This is a genomic window from Streptomyces sp. XD-27 (assembly GCF_030553055.1).
Lineage (GTDB): Bacteria > Actinomycetota > Actinomycetes > Streptomycetales > Streptomycetaceae > Streptomyces.
Window position 1 is genome coordinate 2,252,528 of the sequence record NZ_CP130713.1, and the last position, 19,398, is coordinate 2,271,925.

At 71.4% G+C, this 19,398-nt stretch carries 12 protein-coding genes, 3 tRNA genes and 1 pseudogene; 3 read left to right on the forward strand and 13 right to left on the reverse strand.

What is annotated here, in order from left to right:
• Positions 1-35: 35 nt before the first annotated feature.
• From Q3Y56_RS09840 to Q3Y56_RS09870, 7 genes are all read right to left on the reverse strand, one after another.
• Positions 36-464, reverse strand: a complete 429-nt coding sequence (locus tag Q3Y56_RS09840) for a hypothetical protein (RefSeq protein ID WP_304461573.1) — start codon at positions 462-464, stop codon at positions 36-38.
• A gap of 22 nt (positions 465-486) precedes the next feature.
• The gene (locus Q3Y56_RS09845; RefSeq protein ID WP_304461574.1) at positions 487-4,917 is read right to left on the reverse strand and encodes a putative T7SS-secreted protein; all 4,431 of its coding nucleotides are present in this window, start codon (positions 4,915-4,917) and stop codon (positions 487-489) included.
• A 3-nt stretch (positions 4,918-4,920) separates the two neighbouring features.
• Positions 4,921-5,409, reverse strand: a complete 489-nt coding sequence (locus Q3Y56_RS09850; protein ID WP_304461575.1) for a hypothetical protein — start codon at positions 5,407-5,409, stop codon at positions 4,921-4,923.
• Entirely contained in the window at positions 5,396-5,758 is a 363-nt protein-coding gene (locus tag Q3Y56_RS09855) for an SseB family protein (protein ID WP_304461576.1), read from the reverse strand. Before Q3Y56_RS09855 ends, Q3Y56_RS09850 begins: the two co-directional genes overlap by 14 nt.
• A 778-nt stretch (positions 5,759-6,536) precedes the next feature.
• Positions 6,537-6,610: transfer RNA gene (locus tag Q3Y56_RS09860), tRNA-Ile, on the reverse strand.
• 178 nt (positions 6,611-6,788) lie between these two features.
• A tRNA-Asn gene (locus tag Q3Y56_RS09865) sits at positions 6,789-6,861 on the reverse strand.
• A 5-nt stretch (positions 6,862-6,866) separates the two neighbouring features.
• Positions 6,867-6,939: transfer RNA gene (locus tag Q3Y56_RS09870), tRNA-Asn, on the reverse strand.
• Positions 6,940-7,169: 230 nt separating this feature from the next.
• On the opposite strand from Q3Y56_RS09870, the gene Q3Y56_RS09875 reads away from it, so the two are divergent.
• Together Q3Y56_RS09875 and Q3Y56_RS09880 are read left to right on the forward strand one after the other, a co-directional pair.
• Complete coding sequence (locus Q3Y56_RS09875; protein WP_304461577.1) at positions 7,170-7,457, forward strand: YtxH domain-containing protein; 288 nt, start codon at positions 7,170-7,172, stop codon at positions 7,455-7,457.
• Between the two features lie 113 nt (positions 7,458-7,570).
• Positions 7,571-9,013, forward strand: a complete 1,443-nt coding sequence (locus Q3Y56_RS09880) for an FGGY family carbohydrate kinase (RefSeq protein ID WP_304461578.1) — start codon at positions 7,571-7,573, stop codon at positions 9,011-9,013.
• Positions 9,014-9,262: 249 nt separating this feature from the next.
• On the opposite strand, the pseudogene Q3Y56_RS09885 reads toward Q3Y56_RS09880, so the two are convergent.
• The 5 genes and pseudogenes from Q3Y56_RS09885 to Q3Y56_RS09905 all read right to left on the reverse strand — a co-directional run bounded on the left by Q3Y56_RS09885 (position 9,263) and on the right by Q3Y56_RS09905 (position 16,404).
• Positions 9,263-10,488, reverse strand: a pseudogene (locus Q3Y56_RS09885) (RNA polymerase sigma factor).
• A 140-nt stretch (positions 10,489-10,628) separates the two neighbouring features.
• Positions 10,629-12,545 carry a DNA primase gene (gene dnaG / locus Q3Y56_RS09890; protein ID WP_304461579.1) on the reverse strand — a complete coding sequence of 639 codons (1,917 nt, stop codon included), beginning with the start codon at positions 12,543-12,545 and terminating at the stop codon, positions 10,629-10,631.
• A 67-nt stretch (positions 12,546-12,612) separates the two neighbouring features.
• Entirely contained in the window at positions 12,613-13,884 is a 1,272-nt protein-coding gene (locus Q3Y56_RS09895) for an NAD(P)/FAD-dependent oxidoreductase (protein WP_304461580.1), read from the reverse strand.
• 148 nt (positions 13,885-14,032) lie between these two features.
• Entirely contained in the window at positions 14,033-15,475 is a 1,443-nt protein-coding gene (locus tag Q3Y56_RS09900) for a deoxyguanosinetriphosphate triphosphohydrolase (RefSeq protein ID WP_304461581.1), read from the reverse strand.
• The gene (locus tag Q3Y56_RS09905; protein WP_304461582.1) at positions 15,472-16,404 is read right to left on the reverse strand and encodes a sirohydrochlorin chelatase; all 933 of its coding nucleotides are present in this window, start codon (positions 16,402-16,404) and stop codon (positions 15,472-15,474) included. The genes Q3Y56_RS09900 and Q3Y56_RS09905 overlap by 4 nt, the downstream gene beginning before the upstream one ends.
• Before the next feature lie 160 nt (positions 16,405-16,564).
• Here Q3Y56_RS09905 and Q3Y56_RS09910 point away from each other — a divergent pair, with 160 nt between their 5' ends.
• Positions 16,565-18,937, forward strand: a complete 2,373-nt coding sequence (locus Q3Y56_RS09910; protein ID WP_304461583.1) for a molybdopterin oxidoreductase family protein — start codon at positions 16,565-16,567, stop codon at positions 18,935-18,937.
• Here the strand turns inward: Q3Y56_RS09910 and Q3Y56_RS09915 are convergent.
• Entirely contained in the window at positions 18,931-19,386 is a 456-nt protein-coding gene (locus Q3Y56_RS09915; RefSeq protein ID WP_304461584.1) for a MarR family winged helix-turn-helix transcriptional regulator, read from the reverse strand. The two genes, Q3Y56_RS09910 and Q3Y56_RS09915, sit on opposite strands and share 7 nt — an antisense overlap.
• Between the last annotated feature and the right edge of the window lie 12 nt (positions 19,387-19,398).

The window sequence follows — 19,398 nt, forward strand, 5'->3', positions numbered from 1 at the left end:
CTCTGCGGCCGCAGCAGTGACGAAGGGACCGTTCGTCAGTGAAGCCTGAGTGCATCCACTGCCTTTTGGACCTCGTCAGCCCTGTATCCCGTTCGATAGTAAAGTTCCTTTTCGCCGAATGCCGATTGCGCGAATAGCAGCAGCGATGGCCATTCGCGAGCAATTCGTTCGGGGATTTCAAACGAGACGGCCGCCTGATTACCTTCTGCTGCATATACACTCACGGCAGTTCGCGGTTCAGGTTCACCATCCTTCGCAGTTCGAATGACTGCGCCACTGGAGCCCGCCAAGCGGGCGCCGCGGAGTACTGCTCTGGCGGATCTGATTTCCGAGAGCAAGATGCCCAGATCCTCAGGGCTACATCCACGCTCCAGCAAGCTAGACTCTTCCAGTTCATATAGCTGCACAGTGACCTGGAAAACCGTCGCAAACTCTTCCGAGGTTAGCGTAATCTGCCACTTCACCTGGACCGCCTCCCGACTTCCCCTACTCGAGCTCGTGATCGAAATAATACTTTCCACCCTTGGGTGTGAAGACGGTGCCACCATCTCCGTCCTCGATCACAACTGCACCCTTATCAGGGTCCCAATAGCCGACTCGCCCATTTCTGAGGCCGTACCTTATATCAACGTTGGGGACGTCTCCGTTGATTACGCCATCGACGTAATGCGCAAGCGCCTTGTCGTCAACACCGCGTACGAAGTGGGTTCCGTTCCCATCCGGCCGTCGTGCTGATTCCAATGCATGGTCTGCGATATTCTTAGAGATTTCGTCTGGCTCGTCACATGATTGCAATCCACAAGCATCGAACCACGTGAACGGGTTTACGACATATGAGTACGTATTAGGTGCAGGACGGAGACCCAGAGGATCGTGGCTGACGTAGCGCGCGGTTTCGGGGTCGTAGTGGCGGAAGTAGTTGTAGTTTAGACCCGTTTCTGGGTCGGCATATTGGCCGGGGAAGCGGAGTGGGCAGTCCACCGCGTCCGCCGGGGCAGGCAAAGTCGTGCCCCAGAGGGTCGTGCGGCGTCGCCAGGCCACGTCGCCGGTGGGCGAGACCAGGTCAGTCGGGGTGCCGACGAGATCGGTGACGATGGCATGGAAACGCGCATCCACCTCCGCCATCGAAAGGTTTGCAGCACGGAGGATTGCGCTTGCTCCCGGATCCACCTCCCCTGACGTGTGGCGCGACGTCTGGGTCAGCGGCCGGTGCGTCCCCGGCATGTAGTCCCAGGACATAGTCTCGTCGTCCAGCGTGGTCTGTTCGGCCAGGCGTGCGCCGTCCCACGTGAACCGGACTTGCTCCCGCACCATGCCGTCATCCGCTACGAGGCGCTTGGTCATCCGGCGACCCAGCGGGTCGTACGTGTACCGCCATAGGGCGCCGTCCGGGGTGACGACCTCCGTGAGGCGGTCGTCTGTGTTCCATCGGTAGGTCCAGGTGCGCTGCTGGCCGTTCAGCAGGCGGCGGGTGCGGCGAGTCAGGCGCCCCTGCGTGTCGTGCTCGTATGTCGTGCGGCCGGCGCGCCGGATCAGGGTACCGGTGAATTCGCGTTGGCCAGAGGAGGGGTGGGCTGGGGCACTGGCCTTCGTGAGGTTGCCCGCGGTGTCGTACGTGTACGTCTCCGTCCAGCCGTGCGCGTGCACGGCTGTGGCTCTGCCGACCGGGTCGAGGTCGAAGCGGCGGGTGCCGGAGGTGAGCTCGCGGATCTCCGTGAGGTGGTCGTCCGCTCGGTAGGCGTACTCGCGGTGCTGAAGCAGCGTCCTCGCCACCGCCGACTGCAGGCCGACGGTCTGGCTGGTCAAACGAGCCAGTTCGTCCCAAGTCTGGGTCAGCGTCACGGGCTCACCCAGTGTCCTCGACGTCTCACGTCCCGCCGCGTCGTAGGTGAAGGCAAGTTCGTTGCCCGCTGTGGTGAGCGAGGTCGGGCGGTCCGCCGCGTCGTAGGTCCACGTTGACGTCAGGCCGGTCGGGGTCGTGCGGCTCGTGCAGTGGCCCGCCGCGTCGTAGGTGTAGGTCGTGGTGTGGGCGTTGACCGTTTCCTTCAGCAGGCGGCCCACCGCGTCGTACTCGCGGGTCAGGTCCGTGTCCGCGTTGGTCGCCCATATCAGGCGGCCCACCGCGTCGTACGCGAAGTGTGTCTCCTCGCCTTCTTCCGTCCGCTGCGCCATTGTCCGGCCCAGCTCATCGTGTTCGAAGTGGACGGTCTCGCCTGCGCCGTTGGTCCGCGATACGAGCCGGCCCGCCGCATCGTGGGCGTACGTCAGAGTGCGGCCATTGAAGTCTGTCTCGGAGATCAGGCAGCCTGCCGCGTCGTATGCGTAGCGCCACTCCAACCCCTGCGGATTCGTGACCGCCGTCAGCCGCGATTCCGTGTCGTAGGTGAACGCGTACATGGCGCCGTCCGGCTCCGTGCGCGTAGCCAGACGATCGAAGTGCGTGTAGGAGTGCCGTGTGGTGTTGCCTGCCGGATCGGTGTGTTCGCGGAGGTTGCCTTCCGGGTCCCAGGTCCACGACTCCCTACTGCCATCCGGGCGTATCCGCCACGACGGCTTACCCTCGACCGTCCACCTGTGGCGGGTGACGTGGCCCAGCGGGTCGGTGACGCGGGTGATACGGCCATGCGTACCCCTACGGAAGTTGGTGGTATTGCCCAGAGGATCGGTGATCTCGACTGGCAGGCCCGCGGCGTTGGCCGTGATGTGGGTGGTGTGCCCCCGTGCGTCGGTGATGGACGTCAGGTTGCCGCACTCGTCGTAGACATAGCGAGTCTCGGCGCCCGTTGGGCTGGTGGTGCTGGTGCGGTTGCCTCGCTGGTCGTAGGTGTGGCGCCACACCGCACCGTCCGGTTCCCATACCTCTGTGGGAAGCCCCAGCTCGTTGTAGACGGCGCTCGCCGCGGTGCCATCGGGGCGGTCGACGCGGAGGAGCCGGTCGAGGTCGTCGTAGAGGTAGCGGGTGGTGCGGCCGAGGGGGTCGGTGACGGCTGCCGGGAAGCGGCCCGGCTGCGGGCCCCAGTCAGTATGTGTGGTGTGGCCCAGGGCGTCGGCCCGCGAGATGACCTTCGATGCTTCGTTGTAGACGTACCGCGTGCGGTTGCCCAGAGAGTCGGTGTAGGTGGTGGTACGGGCCGCTTCGTCGTACTGGAAGCGCCCCGACAGCATGTTGCCGGAACCGACGGTGTGCGTGACGCGCCCGCGCCTGTCGTAGAAATAGCCGAAGCGGGTGCCGTTGCGGTCTGTCCACGACGTCATTCGGTGTTCGGCGTCGTAGGTGAAGCGCAGCGGCGTGCCTGTGGAGTTGACGACTTCGGTGAGGTCGCCGGCCGCGTTGTATCGGTAGGCGACCAGCGTGGTACCGGTCTCAGTGTCGCCGACGCCGAGGAGGCGGAGGGCGGTGATGCGCAGCAGTGCCGGGTCGGTGTCGATCGCGATGCGGTAGCCGCCGGAGTGGCTGATCTGGGCCGGTGCGCCGTCCGGGCCGTAGGAGATGTCGATCCGGCGGCCGTTGCGGTCGGTGATGGCCTGGAGTGGGAGTTCGGTAGCGGGTACGTCCGGCAGCGGGGCGAAGTGCAGGCTACGTCCGTGCTCGGGGATGGTGATGGTTATCGGCCCGCCGGCCTCGCCGTCCCAGCGCAGTGGCCAGCGGGGGCCGCGGTCAGGGAGGGTGTCCTCCTCAGGCTGTGGGATGGGGTAGGTGAGGAGCATGCCGTCGTCGGCGACGAAGACGATCCCGTCTGCGTCCAGTTCCAGGCGCTGGTCGAGGGTGGCTGCCCAGGTGCGGCCGAACCAGCCGCCGCAGGTGTGGCTGGAGACGAAGGTGCGTTCCAGGACGAGGGGGAGGCCGCCCGGCAGTTGGACGTCCGTGGCGGACATTGTCATCTCTCCGGTGATGACGTCGACCGGTTCGCCGTCGCACGTCTTCTCGGGACCGCACTGGTCCTGGGTGCCGTCGCGCTCTGCCCGGTCGCGGTTGTCGCCGCGGCTGAGCGCGTCCTTGCGAGCCTTCAGGCGGTCGGCCGCGTCCCTTGATGCCTTCGCGACGTTGCGCAATGCGCTTCCGCCACCTGTCGCCAGAGCCAGGAGCACCGCAGGAGTCAACTGGCCCGCCGCGCGCTGCGGGTTGCTCGACCACTCCTCCCAGTTGGCGACGGCCTTGGCGAACTCGGTCGGGTGCTCGATGGCGTATTTGCCGCCGTCGAAGATCCCGGCCAGTTTCATGGCCGCGCCCTTGGGATCGAGCGTGAGGAACGGCTCGGCGAAGTCGGCGATGTCGAGGATGCCGCTATGCGCTCCCCAGAGGAAGTCCTTGACACCCTGCTTGGTCTTCTCAAAGCCGCTCGGCTTGTCCGGAGCCTTCTCCGCCGCCTGGTCGATCTTCTTCTTCGACGCCTTGACCACAAAGTCGAGCTCGAAGGTCAGCCCGTCCAGACGACGCTGGCAGTTCTCCATGGCGGTGATGCCCGGATTGGTCTCCGCGGGCCGCTCGGGGAGCGAGTCGTCCCCGCGCTTGACCGCGTCGTTGTATGCCTGGACCTTCTTCTCGTGGCTCGCCGCGGTCTTCCTGGCCTCGGCCGCGTCCTCGATGATCGGTTTGCAGCGCTTTTGGACGCCGCGCAGTTTGGTGGCGTACGCGGCCAGAGCGGAGGCGGCGTTGGCGAACTGGGTGTGCGCGGAGGAGAGTTCCTTCGGAAGCCGGTCGACCGCGGCACGGAACGCGCTCTCCCCCTTCCCTGACCACCGGTACAGCTTCAGTGGGCCCAGCTTGTCGTGGCCGTCGTTGAAGGCGGCGGCGTAGGCGCGCAGATCCGCCACCAGGTCGTCGATCTTGTCCGGATCACCTGGAATCAGGTCCTTGGGCGTGGCGCCTTCGGGGATGCCGGTCCGTGCCGGGGTCCGCGCGTCAGGATCTCCCATGGCTCAGGACTCGTCCTCGTAGTCGACGTACTTGTTCGCGAACCTCTCCAGACCCGACTCCTTGTAGGGCTCCATCTCCGGTACGCCGATGTGCTCCGCCACCCACTGCGTCGAAGGGCCGGAGGGCAGCCTGGAGATGTTCTCGTCGGACGGCCAGAAATTCTTGATCTGGAGCAGTTCCGCCAGCGTGTACGCCGCCACGGCCTGGTACAGCCGCTCCACGACCTCGTCCGCGTGCTGGGACAGCTGCCCCATGCCGTATCCCCAGGAGGACAGGAAGCCCTTGCCGGATTCCAGGATCTCGGGGGAGCCGCAGTGCTGGATGTCGGCCGTCAGTTTCTCCTTGTCCTTCACCATCGCCTTCGCCGCCACGACAGACTCCTCCAGCGGCGCGATCAGCCCCTTCACATCGGCAATCTCGATCGCATACCCGTCGGATCCATCGATCGTGCCCGGCTCGGGAGCAGTAGGCGCACGGTTATGCTCCGCCATCGCTGGAACCCCCTGGCACCTCACTCAGCACGTCGGTGTCCAGCAGAAACGGCTGCTCGCCATACGGGTCCACCAGGGCTCGCACACCATCTGGCAGCAACTCCACCAGGTCCTCAGCAGTGGTCGACGCCCAGCCGCAGACACCCGCGAACTTAGCGAGGCCCTCGACCGACGTGAAAACAGGCACCAAGCGCCCAATCTCCGTCTCGGAGACCAGGAAACCGGGCTCCTCGGGCCGCTCGAAATAGAGCCGCAGGCCCCGCAGCGCCGTCGCCTTCTCCGCATCCGACATAGAGGCGACCGCTTCACGACGCACGCACTCAGCCAGCGTCAACCGACCACCGGTCACCACACCGCTCCCCCGCCCCCGAACGCGCGCATCATCCTCACACGTAGTTGCGGGCCGTCGCAACGAGTACAAGCGAAGCCCTTCGCCAACCGGAGCATGACCCTCGCCACGAAACTGTACGTGCGCAGCCGCCACACCAGCAGAGCGCGCACCCCAGCGCAGCCGGCGCTGCCCGTAACGGTGCCTGCTGGCCACCGGTTGCAGCGGCTTTCACCGGCGCCATCAGACATGCGTAAGCGGGCAACAACCCGTGAGACGTGAGCCCGCCGGCTGCGGCTCCTGCCGCTGACGCCGGCGGAACAAGCCATAGACCGTCCAGCCAGGGCGCCTCGGGCCGCGCGCCCACTACCGGATCCCATCGATCAGCTTTCGCGGCGAGGCCACTGGCGCGACACCCTGCGAGCCGTGCCCCCCGCAGGGCCGTTTCCTGCTCGGGCCGTTTTGATCGGGCCCTGTCGCCGCAGTACCAGACATACGCTACGTCGAACACTTCCAGCACGCCGCCCACACCACCACAGGACCGAGCGCTCGGGCCTCCCGCGGACCTTTTCGGTACCCCGCGTCCTGCCAGCGTCCCGAATACCGCTGCCCCGCCCGTCAGACAGGCACCTGCCGTGGCTCTCGCCGACCGCGCCTCGGTGCATCCGCGCAGGTCACGACCCATCAACCGCAGACTGCCCCGGCGCCGAGGTCGCGAGCAGCGGATTCAGTCCATTGGGCCGAAGCCCTCGAACCGAACCCTCATTGAGGCATTTCCGCAGGTCAGAGACCTGCCGAGTGGGGCGGGTGGGACTCGAACCCACGGCCGACGGATTATGAGTCCGCTGCTCTAACCGGCTGAGCTACCGCCCCGTATCGGCGCGTCGCGCACATCTGTGCGCGCCGTCTGCCGCAGCATAGCCGCTCATACGATCTGTTGCCCCAGCGGGGCGCGACGAGTGGACCACGCATGCCCTCAAGGACTTCGATCACCGCTGATCCGGTTCCCTCGGAAACGAAAAAGGACCCCGACGGGGTCCTCTTCCTTCTGCTCCCCCGACTGGACTCGAACCAGTAACCCTCCGGTTAACAGCCGAATGCTCTGCCAATTGAGCTACAGGGGACCGAGCTCCCCCGACTGGACTCGAACCAGTAACCTGCCGGTTAACAGCCGGCTGCTCTGCCAATTGAGCTACAGGGGATTGCTCCGTGTGCCTCGACTGCGCCACCCTCCGGTGTCCCCGGACGGCGCGCCCTCGCTGCGACACATACATTAGCGCAAGCAGGGGGGTGCTCCGCCAATCGGTATCCCCACCGGTCAGCGGCGAGTCGCCCGCGGGTGATCTCCGGGCCCGGCGGGTAGACGGGCGGCACGGTCCCAGCGGCACACGAGGCGAGGTCCTACGGGATTCCCTACGGGAAGGGCAGAGCGATGCGCTACCGGCTGACGTTCATCACCGGAGTGGCTGTCGGGTACGTGCTCGGGGCACGCGCCGGGCGCGAGCGGTACGAGCAGCTACGCAAGAGCGCGCAGCGGGTCGCGCAGAACCCGGCGGTGCGCAACACCGTCGAGGCAGCCGCCCTCACCGGGCGCAAGGCCGCCACCAGGGCGTTCGACAAGGTCGGGGACCGGATGCCCGGTCCGGTGGCGGACCGGGTGCGGTCGCGGCGCGAGGAGCGCGCCATGGAGGACGACGACTGGGGCACCAGCAACACCTGAGCCGGGCGCGGCGGCCGCCGGACGGCGTGGCGCGCTCCCGCCCCGTCCCGTCCGGAGCCCCGCGGGTGCGCCCGGACCGCCGACGCGCCCGCGATAAGGCATCATCAGGTGCTATGGGGATAGTCGCCGGATTGGACAGTTCTGCCGACAGCACACGCATCGTCGTCTGTGACACGGACACCGGTGCCGTACTCAAGCAGGGATACGCGCCGCACCCGGCCACCGGCAGCGACGTGGACCCGCAGGCGTGGCTGCTGTCGCTCGGCGAGGCCGCCGAGGGCGGGCTGCTGGAGGGGGTCGAGGCCATCGGCGTGGCCGCGCAGCAGCACGGCCTGCTCACCCTGGACGCGGGCGGGGTGCTGGTGCGCCCCGCGCTCACCGGCAGCGACAAGCGGGCCCAGGCCGCGGCCGCCGATCTGGTCGACGCGTTCGGCGGGCGCACGGCGTGGGCCCAGGCCGTCGGTTCCGTACCGCACTGCGGGCTGCCCGTGGCGAAGCTGCGCTGGCTGGCCCGCACCGAGCCGGAGGCGGCGCGCCGGGTGGCGGAGCTGCTCCAGCCGCACGACTGGCTGGTGTGGCAGCTGCTGGGCCGCCCCGCGCGGCGTACCACCGACCGGGGCGCGGCGTCCGCCAGCGGCTACTGGTCGGCGGCGACCGGCGAGTACCGCGCCGACCTGGTGGAGCTGGCGCTCGGCCACCAGGTGCGGCTGCCCGAGGTCATCGGGCCCTCCGAACCGGCGGGCCGCACCCCCGAAGGGCTGCTGATCTCGGCGGGCACGGGCGAGACCATGGCGGCGGCGTTCGGCCTGGGCGTCGGCATCGGGGACGCGGTGGTGTCGCTGGGCGCCTCCGGTTCGGTCTTCTCGGTGCACCACGAGGCCCTCACCGACCCGACCGGCACGATCACCTCGTACGCGGACGCGACCGGCCTGCACCTGCCCGTCGTGCACACGCTCAACGCGGTCCGCGTGCTGCGCGGCACGGCCGAGATGCTGGGCTGCGACCTGGACGAGCTGTCCGCGCTGGCGCTGAAGTCCACGCCCGGCTCGTACGGTCTGGTCCTCCTCCCCTACCTGGAGGGCGAGCGGACCCCGCATCTGCCGCACACGGCGGGGACGTTGAGCGGGCTGCGCCGCGAGAGCATGAAGCCGGAGCATCTGGCCCGTGCCGCCTTCGAAGGCATGTTGTGCGGGCTCGCGGACGCGCTGGATGTACTGCGCGGCCGCGGGGTGGAGGTGCGCCGCGTCTTCCTGCTGGGCCCGGCGGCCGGCCTCCCGGCGGTCCGCGCGATCGCCCCCGCCCTGCTGGGCGCCCAGATCGTCGTCCCCCAGCCCGCGGAGTACGCGGCGCTGGGCGCCGCCCGCCAGGCGGCCTGGTCGCTGGGCGCCGCCCGGGGCACCCAGTCCCCGCACGAGCCGCCGCCGTGGCCGTCCGCCGCCAGCCAGATCTTCGAACCGGGCGAGGAACTGGCCGTCGGCCAGGCGGTGCGGCAGCAGTACATCGCGGTCCGGGAGGCGACCCATCCGGGCGCCTTCGACGGCTTCCCGGGCTTTTAGCCCTTCCGGTCGAGGGTGACGGGGCCGTCGGGGAGCCGGTCGGCCCCGGGGCACGTGTGTACTGGTATTCAGCGCGGCGGCCGCCTTCGCCGTCGCTCCCTCGTCCTCGGCCCCGCGCGTGATGTCTCCGGCCTTCTTGAGCCGACCGTGGAGCATGAACGCCGCGTGTCCGACCCGGCCGAGGTCGTCCTGGCGGACGATCAGATCGCTCGGGCCTCCACTGGACGCGACGCCGTCGGCGTGATCGGATCACTCCAGGTAGCCACGCAGCTGATCGGCGAAGGCGTGCTCGCGCAGCTTGTTGAGCGTCTTCGACTCGATCTGGCGGATCCGCTCGCGCGTGACGCCGAAGATGCGGCCGATCTCCTCCAGCGTGCGGGGGCGGCCGTCGGCCAGGCCGTAGCGGAGTTGGACGACCTTGCGTTCGCGCTCGCCCAGGGTGGAGAGCACCGCCTCCAGGTGTTCGCGCAGCAGCAGGAACGCGGCCGACTCCACGGGCGAGGCCGCGTCGCCGTCCTCGATCAGGTCGCCGAGCGCGACGTCCTCCTCCTCACCCACGGGCGCGTGCAGGGACACCGGCTCCTGGGCCAGCCGCAGCACCTCGCAGACCCGCTCGGGGGCAGGTCCAGGTGGGCGGCCACCTCTTCGGAGGTGGGTTCGTAGCCGCGTTCCTGGAGCATGCGGCGCTGGACGCGGATCACGCGGTTGATCAGTTCGACGACGTGCACCGGGACGCGGATGGTTCGCGCCTGGTCGGCCAGGGCGCGGGACATGGCCTGGCGGATCCACCAGGTGGCGTACGTGGAGAACTTGTAGCCCCGGGCGTAGTCGAACTTCTCCACGGCGCGGATCAGGCCGAGATTGCCCTCCTGGACCAGGTCCAGCATGGTCAGGCCGCGGCCGACGTAGCGCTTGGCCACGGAGACGACGAGGCGCAGGTTCGCCTCGATGAGGCGGCGCTTGGCCATGCGGCCGAGGACCACCAGCTTGTCGAGGTCGAGGGCGAGCCGGGTGTCGAGGTCGGGGGTGCCGGCGAGCTTCTCCTCGGCGAAGAGCCCGGCCTCCACCCGCCGGGCCAGTTCCACCTCCTCCGCCGCCGACAGCAGCGGGATCCTGCCTATCTCGCGCAGATACTGCCGGAACAGATCGGAGGACGGGCCGCCGGTGTCCAGCCGTACGGCGGCGGGCTCAGGGAGCTCGGCCTCCGGCGCGGGCGCCTGCGGCGGGGCGGCGGCCTCGGGATGGAGCGGGGCCCGGCTCTGCTGCGGCACCACGGGAGCCGCCGCGGTGATGTCGGGAGTCAGGGTCTGGGTCTGCACGAGGGCGACCTCCAGGGTGATCGCGCTTGGGGCGGCAGGACGATCGGGTACGGCTCCGGCGGCCACGCCGCCATCCGTCCCGTACTCGGTGAGTGGATCGGCGGGGGAATCCGGCCCGACCTGGCCAGCACCGCCGCGCTCCGAGGACTCAGGCACCGCCCTCCAGTGTGGGGTACGACACAGCCCGGCCACGAGGGGCGTGCGAGCACTTTTTGCTCAGCGCGGGGTGATCGGGCGACTACCGTCCGGCGCCTGGCATCAACGGGGTGGCCCGCCTCAGGGCCGCCACCGGTTCGTCACAGGGCCGCGGCGCCGCGCTCGCGCAGGGCCTGCCCGTACTGCTGGAGCACCCACAGTTCGTTCTGTACGGCCGCGAGTTGCGCGGGGTCGGCGTGCTGGCCCAGGCGCTGGAGGGTGCCGCGCACCTCGGTGACCCGCTGGTTGACCGCGGCGAGGCGGACGGCGACCAGCTGGACCCCCGCGTACGCCTCGTCGGGGTCGCGGCGGGTGTGCGGCGGCTCAACGGCCAGCTCGGTGACCATAGCGCGGACGGTGTCGTCGGGGGCGACGTCGCGGACCCGGGCCAGGTAGTCGGCGTCGGCGTACGTGGCGCCGCCCGCGTCCTCGATGGCGCGGCGCACGGCGGCGTACGGCGGGGCGGTGAACTCGTCCACGCCGTACGCGTCGAACGCCGGGGAGACCAGGTCCGGGCGCTGGAGCGCCAGCTTGAGCAGTTCGCGCTCGACGCGGTGGGCGGGGCTGCGCAGGTTCAGGGCGGGGCCGCGCGGGACGGCCTGGGCCGCCGGCTGCTGCGCGGCCTGGGCGGACGGACGGGGCTGCGTACGGGCCGGGCGGCCGCCGCCCGCGGAGGCGGCGCGCTCGCGGGCCCAGCGGGCGAGCTGGCCGACGCGCTGGACGACGAACTGCGTGTCGAGGATGCCGAGCATGCCGGCGAGCGTCACCGCGTACCCGTGGCGGATGGACGAGTCCTTGATCTGCGCCACGATCGGCGCGGTCTCCTCCAGGGCCGCGGCCTGCCCCTCGGGCGAGGCGACGTCGTGGCTGGCGACCACCGAGCGGATGGCGAACTCGAACAGCGGCGTGCTCGTCTCGACGAGCTTCTGCACCGCGTCGTCCCCGTGGGCGAGACGGAGCTCACACGGGTCCATGCCGCCCGGACTGACGGCGATGGAGGTGTGTGCCGCGAACTTCTGGTCGTCCTCGAAGGCGCGCAGCGCGGCGCGCTGGCCGGCCGCGTCGCCGTCGAAGGTGAAGATCACCCGCGCCCGGGAGTTGTCCATCAGCAGCCGGCGCAGGATCTTGACGTGGTCGCCGCCGAAGGCGGTGCCGCAGGTGGCGATGGCGGTGGTGACGCCGGCCAGGTGGCAGGCCATGACGTCCGTGTAGCCCTCGACGACGACGGCCCGGCTGGTCTTGGCGATGTCCTTCTTGGCGAGGTCGATCCCGTACAGGACGTGGGACTTCTTGTAGAGAGGGGTCTCGGGGGTGTTGAGGTACTTCGGGCCGTTGTCGTCGTCGCGGAGCTTGCGGGCGCCGAAGCCGACGACCTCGCCGGAGATGTCGCGGATGGGCCACATCAGGCGGCCGCGGAAGCGGTCGATGGGGCCGCGGCGGCCTTCCTGGGCGAGGCCGGAGACGATCAGCTCCTTGTCGGTGAAGCCGCGGCCGCGCAGGAAGCGGACGAGGTGGTCCCAGCCCGCCGGGCTGTAGCCGACGCCGAAGTGCTCGGCGGCGGCCTGGTCGAAGCCGCGCTGGGCGAGGAAGACCCGGCCGATCTCGGCCTCGGCCCCGGCGAGCTGCTCGGCGTAGAACTGGGCGGCGGCCTTGTGGGCCTCGACGAACCGGGTGCGCTCGCCCTGCTGCCGGCCGCTGGGTCCGGCGCCGCCCTGCTCGTACCGGAGCGTGATGCCCGCCTGCGCGGCGAGCCGCTCGATGGTCTCGGTGAAGGAGAGGTGGTCGATCTTCATGACGAAGTCGACCGTGTCCCCGCCCTCCTGGCAGCCGAAGCAGTAGAACAGCCCCTTGCCGGGGCTGACCTGGAAGGACGGGGACTTCTCGTCGTGGAAGGGGCACAGGCCCTTCAGGTTGCCGCCGCCGGCGTTGCGGAGCTGGAGGTACTCGGACACGACGGCGTCGATCGGGACCGCGTCCCGGACCGCCCGCACGTCGTCATCGTTGATCCTGCCTGCCACGCGTGAATTCTACGGTGGGCCTGTGACACCGATGGGAGCCTGTGACAGCGATGGGGGTCTGTGACACTCATTCCGCGATCAGCGAGGCCAGCGGCACCGCCGGATCGGCCAGGGCGTCGGGGTCGAGCCGGCGGCCTGCGCGGATGAGCCGCTGGAGGGGCTCGACCACGTCCCAGACGTTGACGTTCATGGCCGCCAGCAGCCGGCCCTCGCTCAGCCAGAAGGCGACGAACTGCCGCTTTCCCACGTCCCCGCGGCATACGACCTGGTCGTAGGTGCCGGGCGGGGCGTAGCCGGAGTACTCCATGCCGACGTCGTACTGGTCGGAGAAGAAGTACGGCACCCGGTCGTAGGAGACCTCCTGGCCGAGCATGGCGCGGGCGGCCGCGGGGCCGCCGTTGAGGGCGTTGGCCCAGTGCTCGACGCGGAGCCGGGTGCCGAAGAGCGGATGGACGGCGGCGGCGACGTCCCCGGCCGCGAAGATGTCGGGGTCGGAGGTGCGCAGCGCGGTGTCGACGGCGATCCCGCCGCCCTGCGAACCGGCGCGGTCCACGACGGCCAGCCCGGCGGCCTCGGCGAGCGCGGTGCGCGGTGCGGCCCCGATCGCGGCGAGGACGTCGTGGGCGGGGTGCTCCTCGCCGTCGGAGGTGCGGGCGGCGAGCACCATGCCGTCCTGCCCGATGATCTCGGTGAGCCGGGCGCCGAAGTGGAAGCGGACGCCGTGCTCGCGGTGCAGGTCGGCGAAGAGGGTGCCGAGCTCGGGGCCCAGGACCCGGTACAGCGGGGTGGGCTCGGGCTCCACGATGGTGACCTCGGCGCCGTATCCGCGGGCCGCGGCGGCGACCTCCAGACCGATCCAGCCGGCCCCGGCGATCACGAGCTGGCCGTTGTCGCGGCCGAGCGACGCGAGGACGCCGCGCAGCCGCTCGGCGTGCGCGAGCCGGCGCAGGTGGTGGACGCCGGCCAGGTCGGTGCCGGGGATGTCCAGGCGGCGCGGCTCGGCGCCGGTGGCCAGCAGCAGCCGGTCGTAGGGGACGCGGGTGCCGTCGCCGAGGGTGACGGCTTTGGCGGCGCGGTCGAGGCGCACGGCGGGCTGGCCGAGGTGCAGCTCGATGTCGGCCTGCGCGTACCAGGCGGGTTCGTGGACGAAGACGCTGTCGCGGTCGTCGTTGCCGGTCAGGAAGCCCTTGGACAGCGGCGGCCGTTCATAGGGGTGGTCGCGCTCGTCGCAGATGAGGATCACCCGGCCGGTGAACCCCTCCGCGCGGAGGGTCTCCGCGGCCTTCGCCCCGGCGAGCCCCCCTCCGACGATGACGAACGTCTGGTGTGCGTCGACCACTTGACTCCTCCTCGCCGCCGCGCAGGATTCTGCGTCCGGCTTCCCGCTGGTCACGTGCGCCATAGGCGAGCGTCCCGCCGGACCGGCTGGTTTTCAAGCCTGCCTGGGGCACATTCGGGCCCGCCGGGGCAGAGCCTGGTGGCACAGGTCATCGCGGCCGTGTGAGGCGGGCGTGCAGGGAGCGCGCCGAGGCGTCCGTGAGGGCGGCGATCTGGTCGACGACCACCCGCAGCCGCGCCGTGTCGTCGGCGGCCTTGGCGAACAGCGTGCGGAACTGCGGGTCGAGTCCGTCGGGAGCGCGGGCGGTCAGCGCCTCGCCCAGTTCGGCGATGACGACGCGCTGGTCGGCGCGGAGCAGTTCCTGGTCCTCGCGCTGCATCACGTACCGGTCGGCGACGGCCTTGAGGACGGCGCACTCCAGGCGGGTGGCGCGGGGTACGACCAGTTCGGCGCGGTAGCGGGTGAGCCGGCCGGACCCGTAGGCGGCGCGGGTGGCGCCCTCGGCGGCGAGGCAGAACCGGCCGATGAGCTGGCTGGTGGCGTCCTTGAGCCGGGCCTGGGCCACGGCGGTGCCGTCGTAGCCGTGCGGCCACCACTCCTGGTCGAGGAGCCGGTCCAGTGCCTCGGCGAGTTCGTCGGGGGCGGCGCCGGCGGCGTACCGCTCGGCCGCGACGGCGAACACCTCGCGCCGCTCGGGTTCGGCCAGCAGGCAGGCGGGGTCCAGGTGTCCGGCGTGCAGCCCGTCCTCGACGTCGTGCACCGAGTACGCGACGTCGTCGGACCAGTCCATGATCTGGGCCTCGAAACAGGTGCGGTGGCCGGGGGCGCCCTGCCGGAACCAGGCGAAGACCGGCAGGTCGTCCTCGTAGACCCCGAACTTCGGGGACGCGGGGTCGGTGGGGTGGGCGCCGCGCGGCCAGGGGTACTTGGTGGCGGCGTCGAGGGCGGCGCGGGTGAGGTTGACGCCGACGCTGACCTGCTCGCCGGACTCGGGGTCGGTGACGAACCGTTTCGGCTCCAGGCGGGCCAGCAGCCGCAGCGACTGGGCGTTGCCCTCGAAGCCGCCGCACGGCGCGGCGACCTCGTTGAGCGCCACTTCGCCGTTGTGCCCGAAGGGCGGGTGGCCCAGGTCGTGGGCGAGGCAGGCCACCTCCACCAGGTCGGGGTCGCAGCCGAGCGCGTCGCCCAGCTCCCGGCCCACCTGGGCGCATTCGAGGGAGTGGGTCAGGCGTGTGCGGGGCGAGGCGTCCCAGGAGTGGGAGCTGGTCCCGGGGGTGACGACCTGGGTCTTGCCGGCCAGTCGGCGCAGGGCGGCGGAGTGCAGCACGCGCGCGCGGTCGCGCTGGAAGGCGGTGCGGCCGGGCCGCTTGTCGGGCTCCGGGGCCCACCGCTCGACGTCGGAGGCGTGGTAGCCGGGGAGGGCGGCCGCCCCGGGGGCGGGCGGGACCTCGGGGTCGACGGGGAAGGGCGGCGCGGAGGGGCCGGGTTCCGTGGCGGAGGGCCCGGGTCCTGCCGGGGATTGACCAGTCGTGGCCGGCTCTGGGGTGGCTCGTCCTGCGGGTTCGGGTGCGGTCGGTGGTGTCCCGTTCATACACCGACGGTAACCGCCGGGTATGACACCGGAGTGGAACTCGCGTGTGGCACCGGAGCGGAACCGAGGGCCTGCTCGTAGCGGTGGAGTATCAGCCGCGCCAAGGCCGGATGGTCGCCGAGCGGGGCGGACACCGGGCCCGGGGCGGCCGCCGCGCAGCGCCCCGCGAAGAGGCCGGGGGCCGTGAAGCACCGGGCCACGGCGATCCGCCTGCGGCCCTGGTCGGCCAGCGCACGCACCGCCTCGGCGACGGACGGCGCGCCGGGCCCGGTGGCAGAGGCGTAGCCGGGCAGGACGGGCACCCCGCCGAGGCGGGTGCTGAGCAGCGCGGCGGTACGGGCGGTCCCGGCGGCGGAGTCGGGGTCGCGGGAGCCGGCGGCGGCCAGCACGACCCCGGCTCCGGCCCGCGCGGCACCGTCCCAGCCGGCCTCGGCGAGCCGCTCGTACAGGGCGTCGGCCAGCAGCGGGTGCGGGCCGAGCGGCGCGGCGATACGGAGCCGCAGATGGGGGGCGGCGGCCGCTGCGGCGGGTATGTCGTGCTTGACGTGGTAGCCGGGGGCCAGCAACAGCGGTACGAGGACGGCTTCGCCGGTCAGCCCGGCGAGGGTGTCGCCGAGCAGCGGCGCGTTCAGCTCGATGTGCCCGAGGTGGACGGGGAGTCCGGGGCGCAGCGCCCGGACCCGTGCCAGCAGGGCGGTCACGGTGCGCAGTGCGGCGGGGTCGCGGCTGCCGTGCGCGACGGCGACGAGGGCCGGGGGTGCCTCCCGGGCGCGAGGCGCTGCAGGGGAGGGGCGGGGCCTGCCCCGCGGGGTGACCCGGCTGAGCTGGGAGGTGAGCTGTGCGGTGATGCGGTCCATGAGCTGCGCCGTACTGTCGAAGGGGCCGGATCCGGCGGGACCGGCGGGGCCGGGGATGCTCGACGCCGTCATGAACCGAGGCTGGCAGCGGCGTGTTGCCCTGCCGTTGCGGCGCCGTGAAGGGTGGTTTCACCGGCTTCACGGCGCGGGCGGGGGCGCGCTGAGCCACGGTTGCCAGAGGCGTAACGCGCGGAGGCTCGGCCCGTAACACGCGCGTAGCACGCTCTCGGGCATGAGTGACACCGCCGCCACGGACACCCACTGCCCGTACTGCTCGCTCCAGTGCGGGATGTCGCTGCGCCCGGCCGCCGGATCCCGGGACGGGGAGCTGTTGGAGGTGCTGGAACGCACCGCGTTCCCCGTGAACCGCGGCGCCCTGTGCGGCAAGGGGCGTACCGCGCCCGCCGTGCTCTCCTCCCGGGTGCGCCTGACCGAGCCCCTGGTCCGTCGCCCCGCCACAGGGCAGCTCGAACCGGCCACCTGGGAGGAGGCGCTCGACGCCGTCGCGGAGGGCCTGGCCCGTACCCGCGCGGAGTGCGGCGCGGACGCGGTCGGGGTCTTCGGCGGCGGCGGGCTGACCAATGAGAAGGCGTACGCGCTGGGGAAGTTCGCGCGGGTGGCGCTGGGCACCTCGCAGATCGACTACAACGGGCGGTTCTGCATGTCATCGGCGGCCGCCGCGCACCAGCGGGCGTTCGGCCTGGACCGCGGCCTGCCGTTCCCGCTGGCGGACGTGGCCCGTACCGGCTGCCTGATCCTGGTCGGCTCGAACCTGGCCGAGACGATGCCGCCCGCGCTGCGCTATCTCACGGAGCTGAAGGAGAACGGCGGGAAGCTGATCGTGATCGACCCGCGCCGCACCCGCACCGCCGAGCAGGCGGACCTGCATCTGGCGCCGCGCCCGGGCACGGATCTGGCGCTGGCGCTCGGACTGCTGCACCTGGTGGTCGCGGAGGGCCGGGTGGACGAGGAGTTCGTGGCGGAGCGGACGAGCGGGTGGCCGCAGGCGCGGGCGGCGGCCATGGCGCACTGGCCGGAACTGGTCGAGCGGATCACCGGCGTGCCGCTTCCTGAACTCCGCGCAGCGGTAGCAATGTTCTGCGATGCGGAATCGTCGATGGTGCTCACGGCGCGGGGCCCCGAGCAGCAGTCCAAGGGGACGGACACGGTGGGCGCGTGGATCAACCTGTGTCTGGCGACCGGCCGCGCGGGCCGCCCGCTGTCCGGCTACGGCTGCCTGACGGGCCAGGGCAACGGCCAGGGCGGCCGCGAGCACGGGCAGAAGGCCGACCAGTTGCCCGGCTACCGCAAGCTGACCGACCCGGCGGCGCGCGCCCATGTCGCGGCGGTGTGGGGAGTCGACCCCGACGCGCTTCCGGGGCCGGGCCGCAGCGCGTACGAACTGCTGGACGCGCTCGGCGGCGCGGCGGAGGACGGCGGCGTCCGGGCGCTGCTGCTCATGGGCTCCAACCCGGTGGTCTCGGCCCCGCGCGCGGCTCACGTGGAGGGCCGCCTGCGCGCGCTGGACTTCCTGGCGGTGGCGGACGTGGTGCTGTCGGAGACCGCGGCGCTGGCGGACGTCGTGCTGCCGGTGGCGCAGTGGGCGGAGGAGACCGGCACGACGACGAACCTGGAGGGCCGGGTCCTCCTGCGCCGCGCCGCCCTGACCCCGCCGCCGGGCGTCCGTACGGACCTTGAGGTCCTGCACGGGCTGGCGGCCCGTCTGGCGGAGGGCCTGGAGAAGGGGTTCCCCACGGACCCGGAGGAGGTGTTCGAGGAACTCCGCCACGCGTCGGCGGGCGGCCCCGCGGACTACTCGGGGATCACGTACCGCAGGATCGCGGAGGAGGACGGCGTCTTCTGGCCGTGCCCGGGGGCGCCTGAGGCGCCCGGAGGAGCCGCGGCGTCGCCCGGGGCGGCACCGGGCAGGGCAGCCCCGGCGGGCGTCTCCGGGACCGCCGGGTCCGGGACCGCCGGGTCCGGGACCGCCGGGTCTGCGGGCGCGCCGGTGCCGGACGGTCCGCCGCCGGTCGGGGCGGGGGCCCGGGCAGGCGGGGTCCGCACGAACACCGCGTCCGGCGCCGACGCCGCCTCGCCCTCCCCCGACGCCCGCGCCGAAGGCGCCCCGCACCCCGGTACGCCGCGGCTGTTCCTCGAGCGGTTCGCCACCGACGACGGCCGCGCGCGCTTCGTGGCCGTCAGCCACCGCCCCGCCGCCGAGGAGCCGGACGCCGAGTACCCCGTCCTGCTGACGACCGGCCGGGTGCTGGCGCAGTATCAGTCCGGTGCGCAGACCCGGCGGGTGGCCGAGCTGAACGCGGCCGCTCCCGGGCCGTTCGTGCAGCTTCACCCGCTCCTCGCAACGCAGTTGGGGGCGTCCGAGGGAGATCCGGTGGCGGTGGTCTCGCGGCGCGGCCGGGCCGTCGCCCCGGCCCGGATCAGCGGCGACATCCGGCCCGACACGGTCTTCATGCCGTTCCACTGGGCGGGCGAGGGCCGGGCCAACACGCTCACGAACCCGGCCCTCGACCCGACCTCGCGGATGCCGGAGTTCAAGGTGTGCGCGGTGCGGCTGGAGCGGGTGGAGGAGTCAGCGACTCAGTGATGCCAGGCCTGCCCGCCCGTGTTGTGGATGAAGCGCTGGAGCACCTTCAGAGTCGTCAGGTACTCCTCGTCCGAGACACCCGCGTGCCGCTCGGCCCACAGCTCCCGTTGCAGGGCGGCGCCCTTGGCGTGGAACGCCTTCCCCTCCGCCGTGAACCGCAGCCGGCCCTCCCCGTCCTCGGTGAGCCAGCCCCGCGCGATCGTCGCGTCGATCTCCGGCCCGATGGCCTCCCCCACGCCCAGGTAGCCCTTGAGGATCTCCGTCACCTCGGCGCGGGCCTTGCCGTCCTCGCCCAGCGCGACCTGGCCCAGCACCCACCACTGCGGTTGGGTGGTCCCCAGCTCGGCCAGGGCGGCCCGGGTCCGGGTGACCACCGCCTTGTGCGCAGCCCAGCTCCAGTACCCGATGGGCTGCTTGATCAGTTCGTCGTCACTGTGTGAGTAGTCCATGGGGCGAACGTA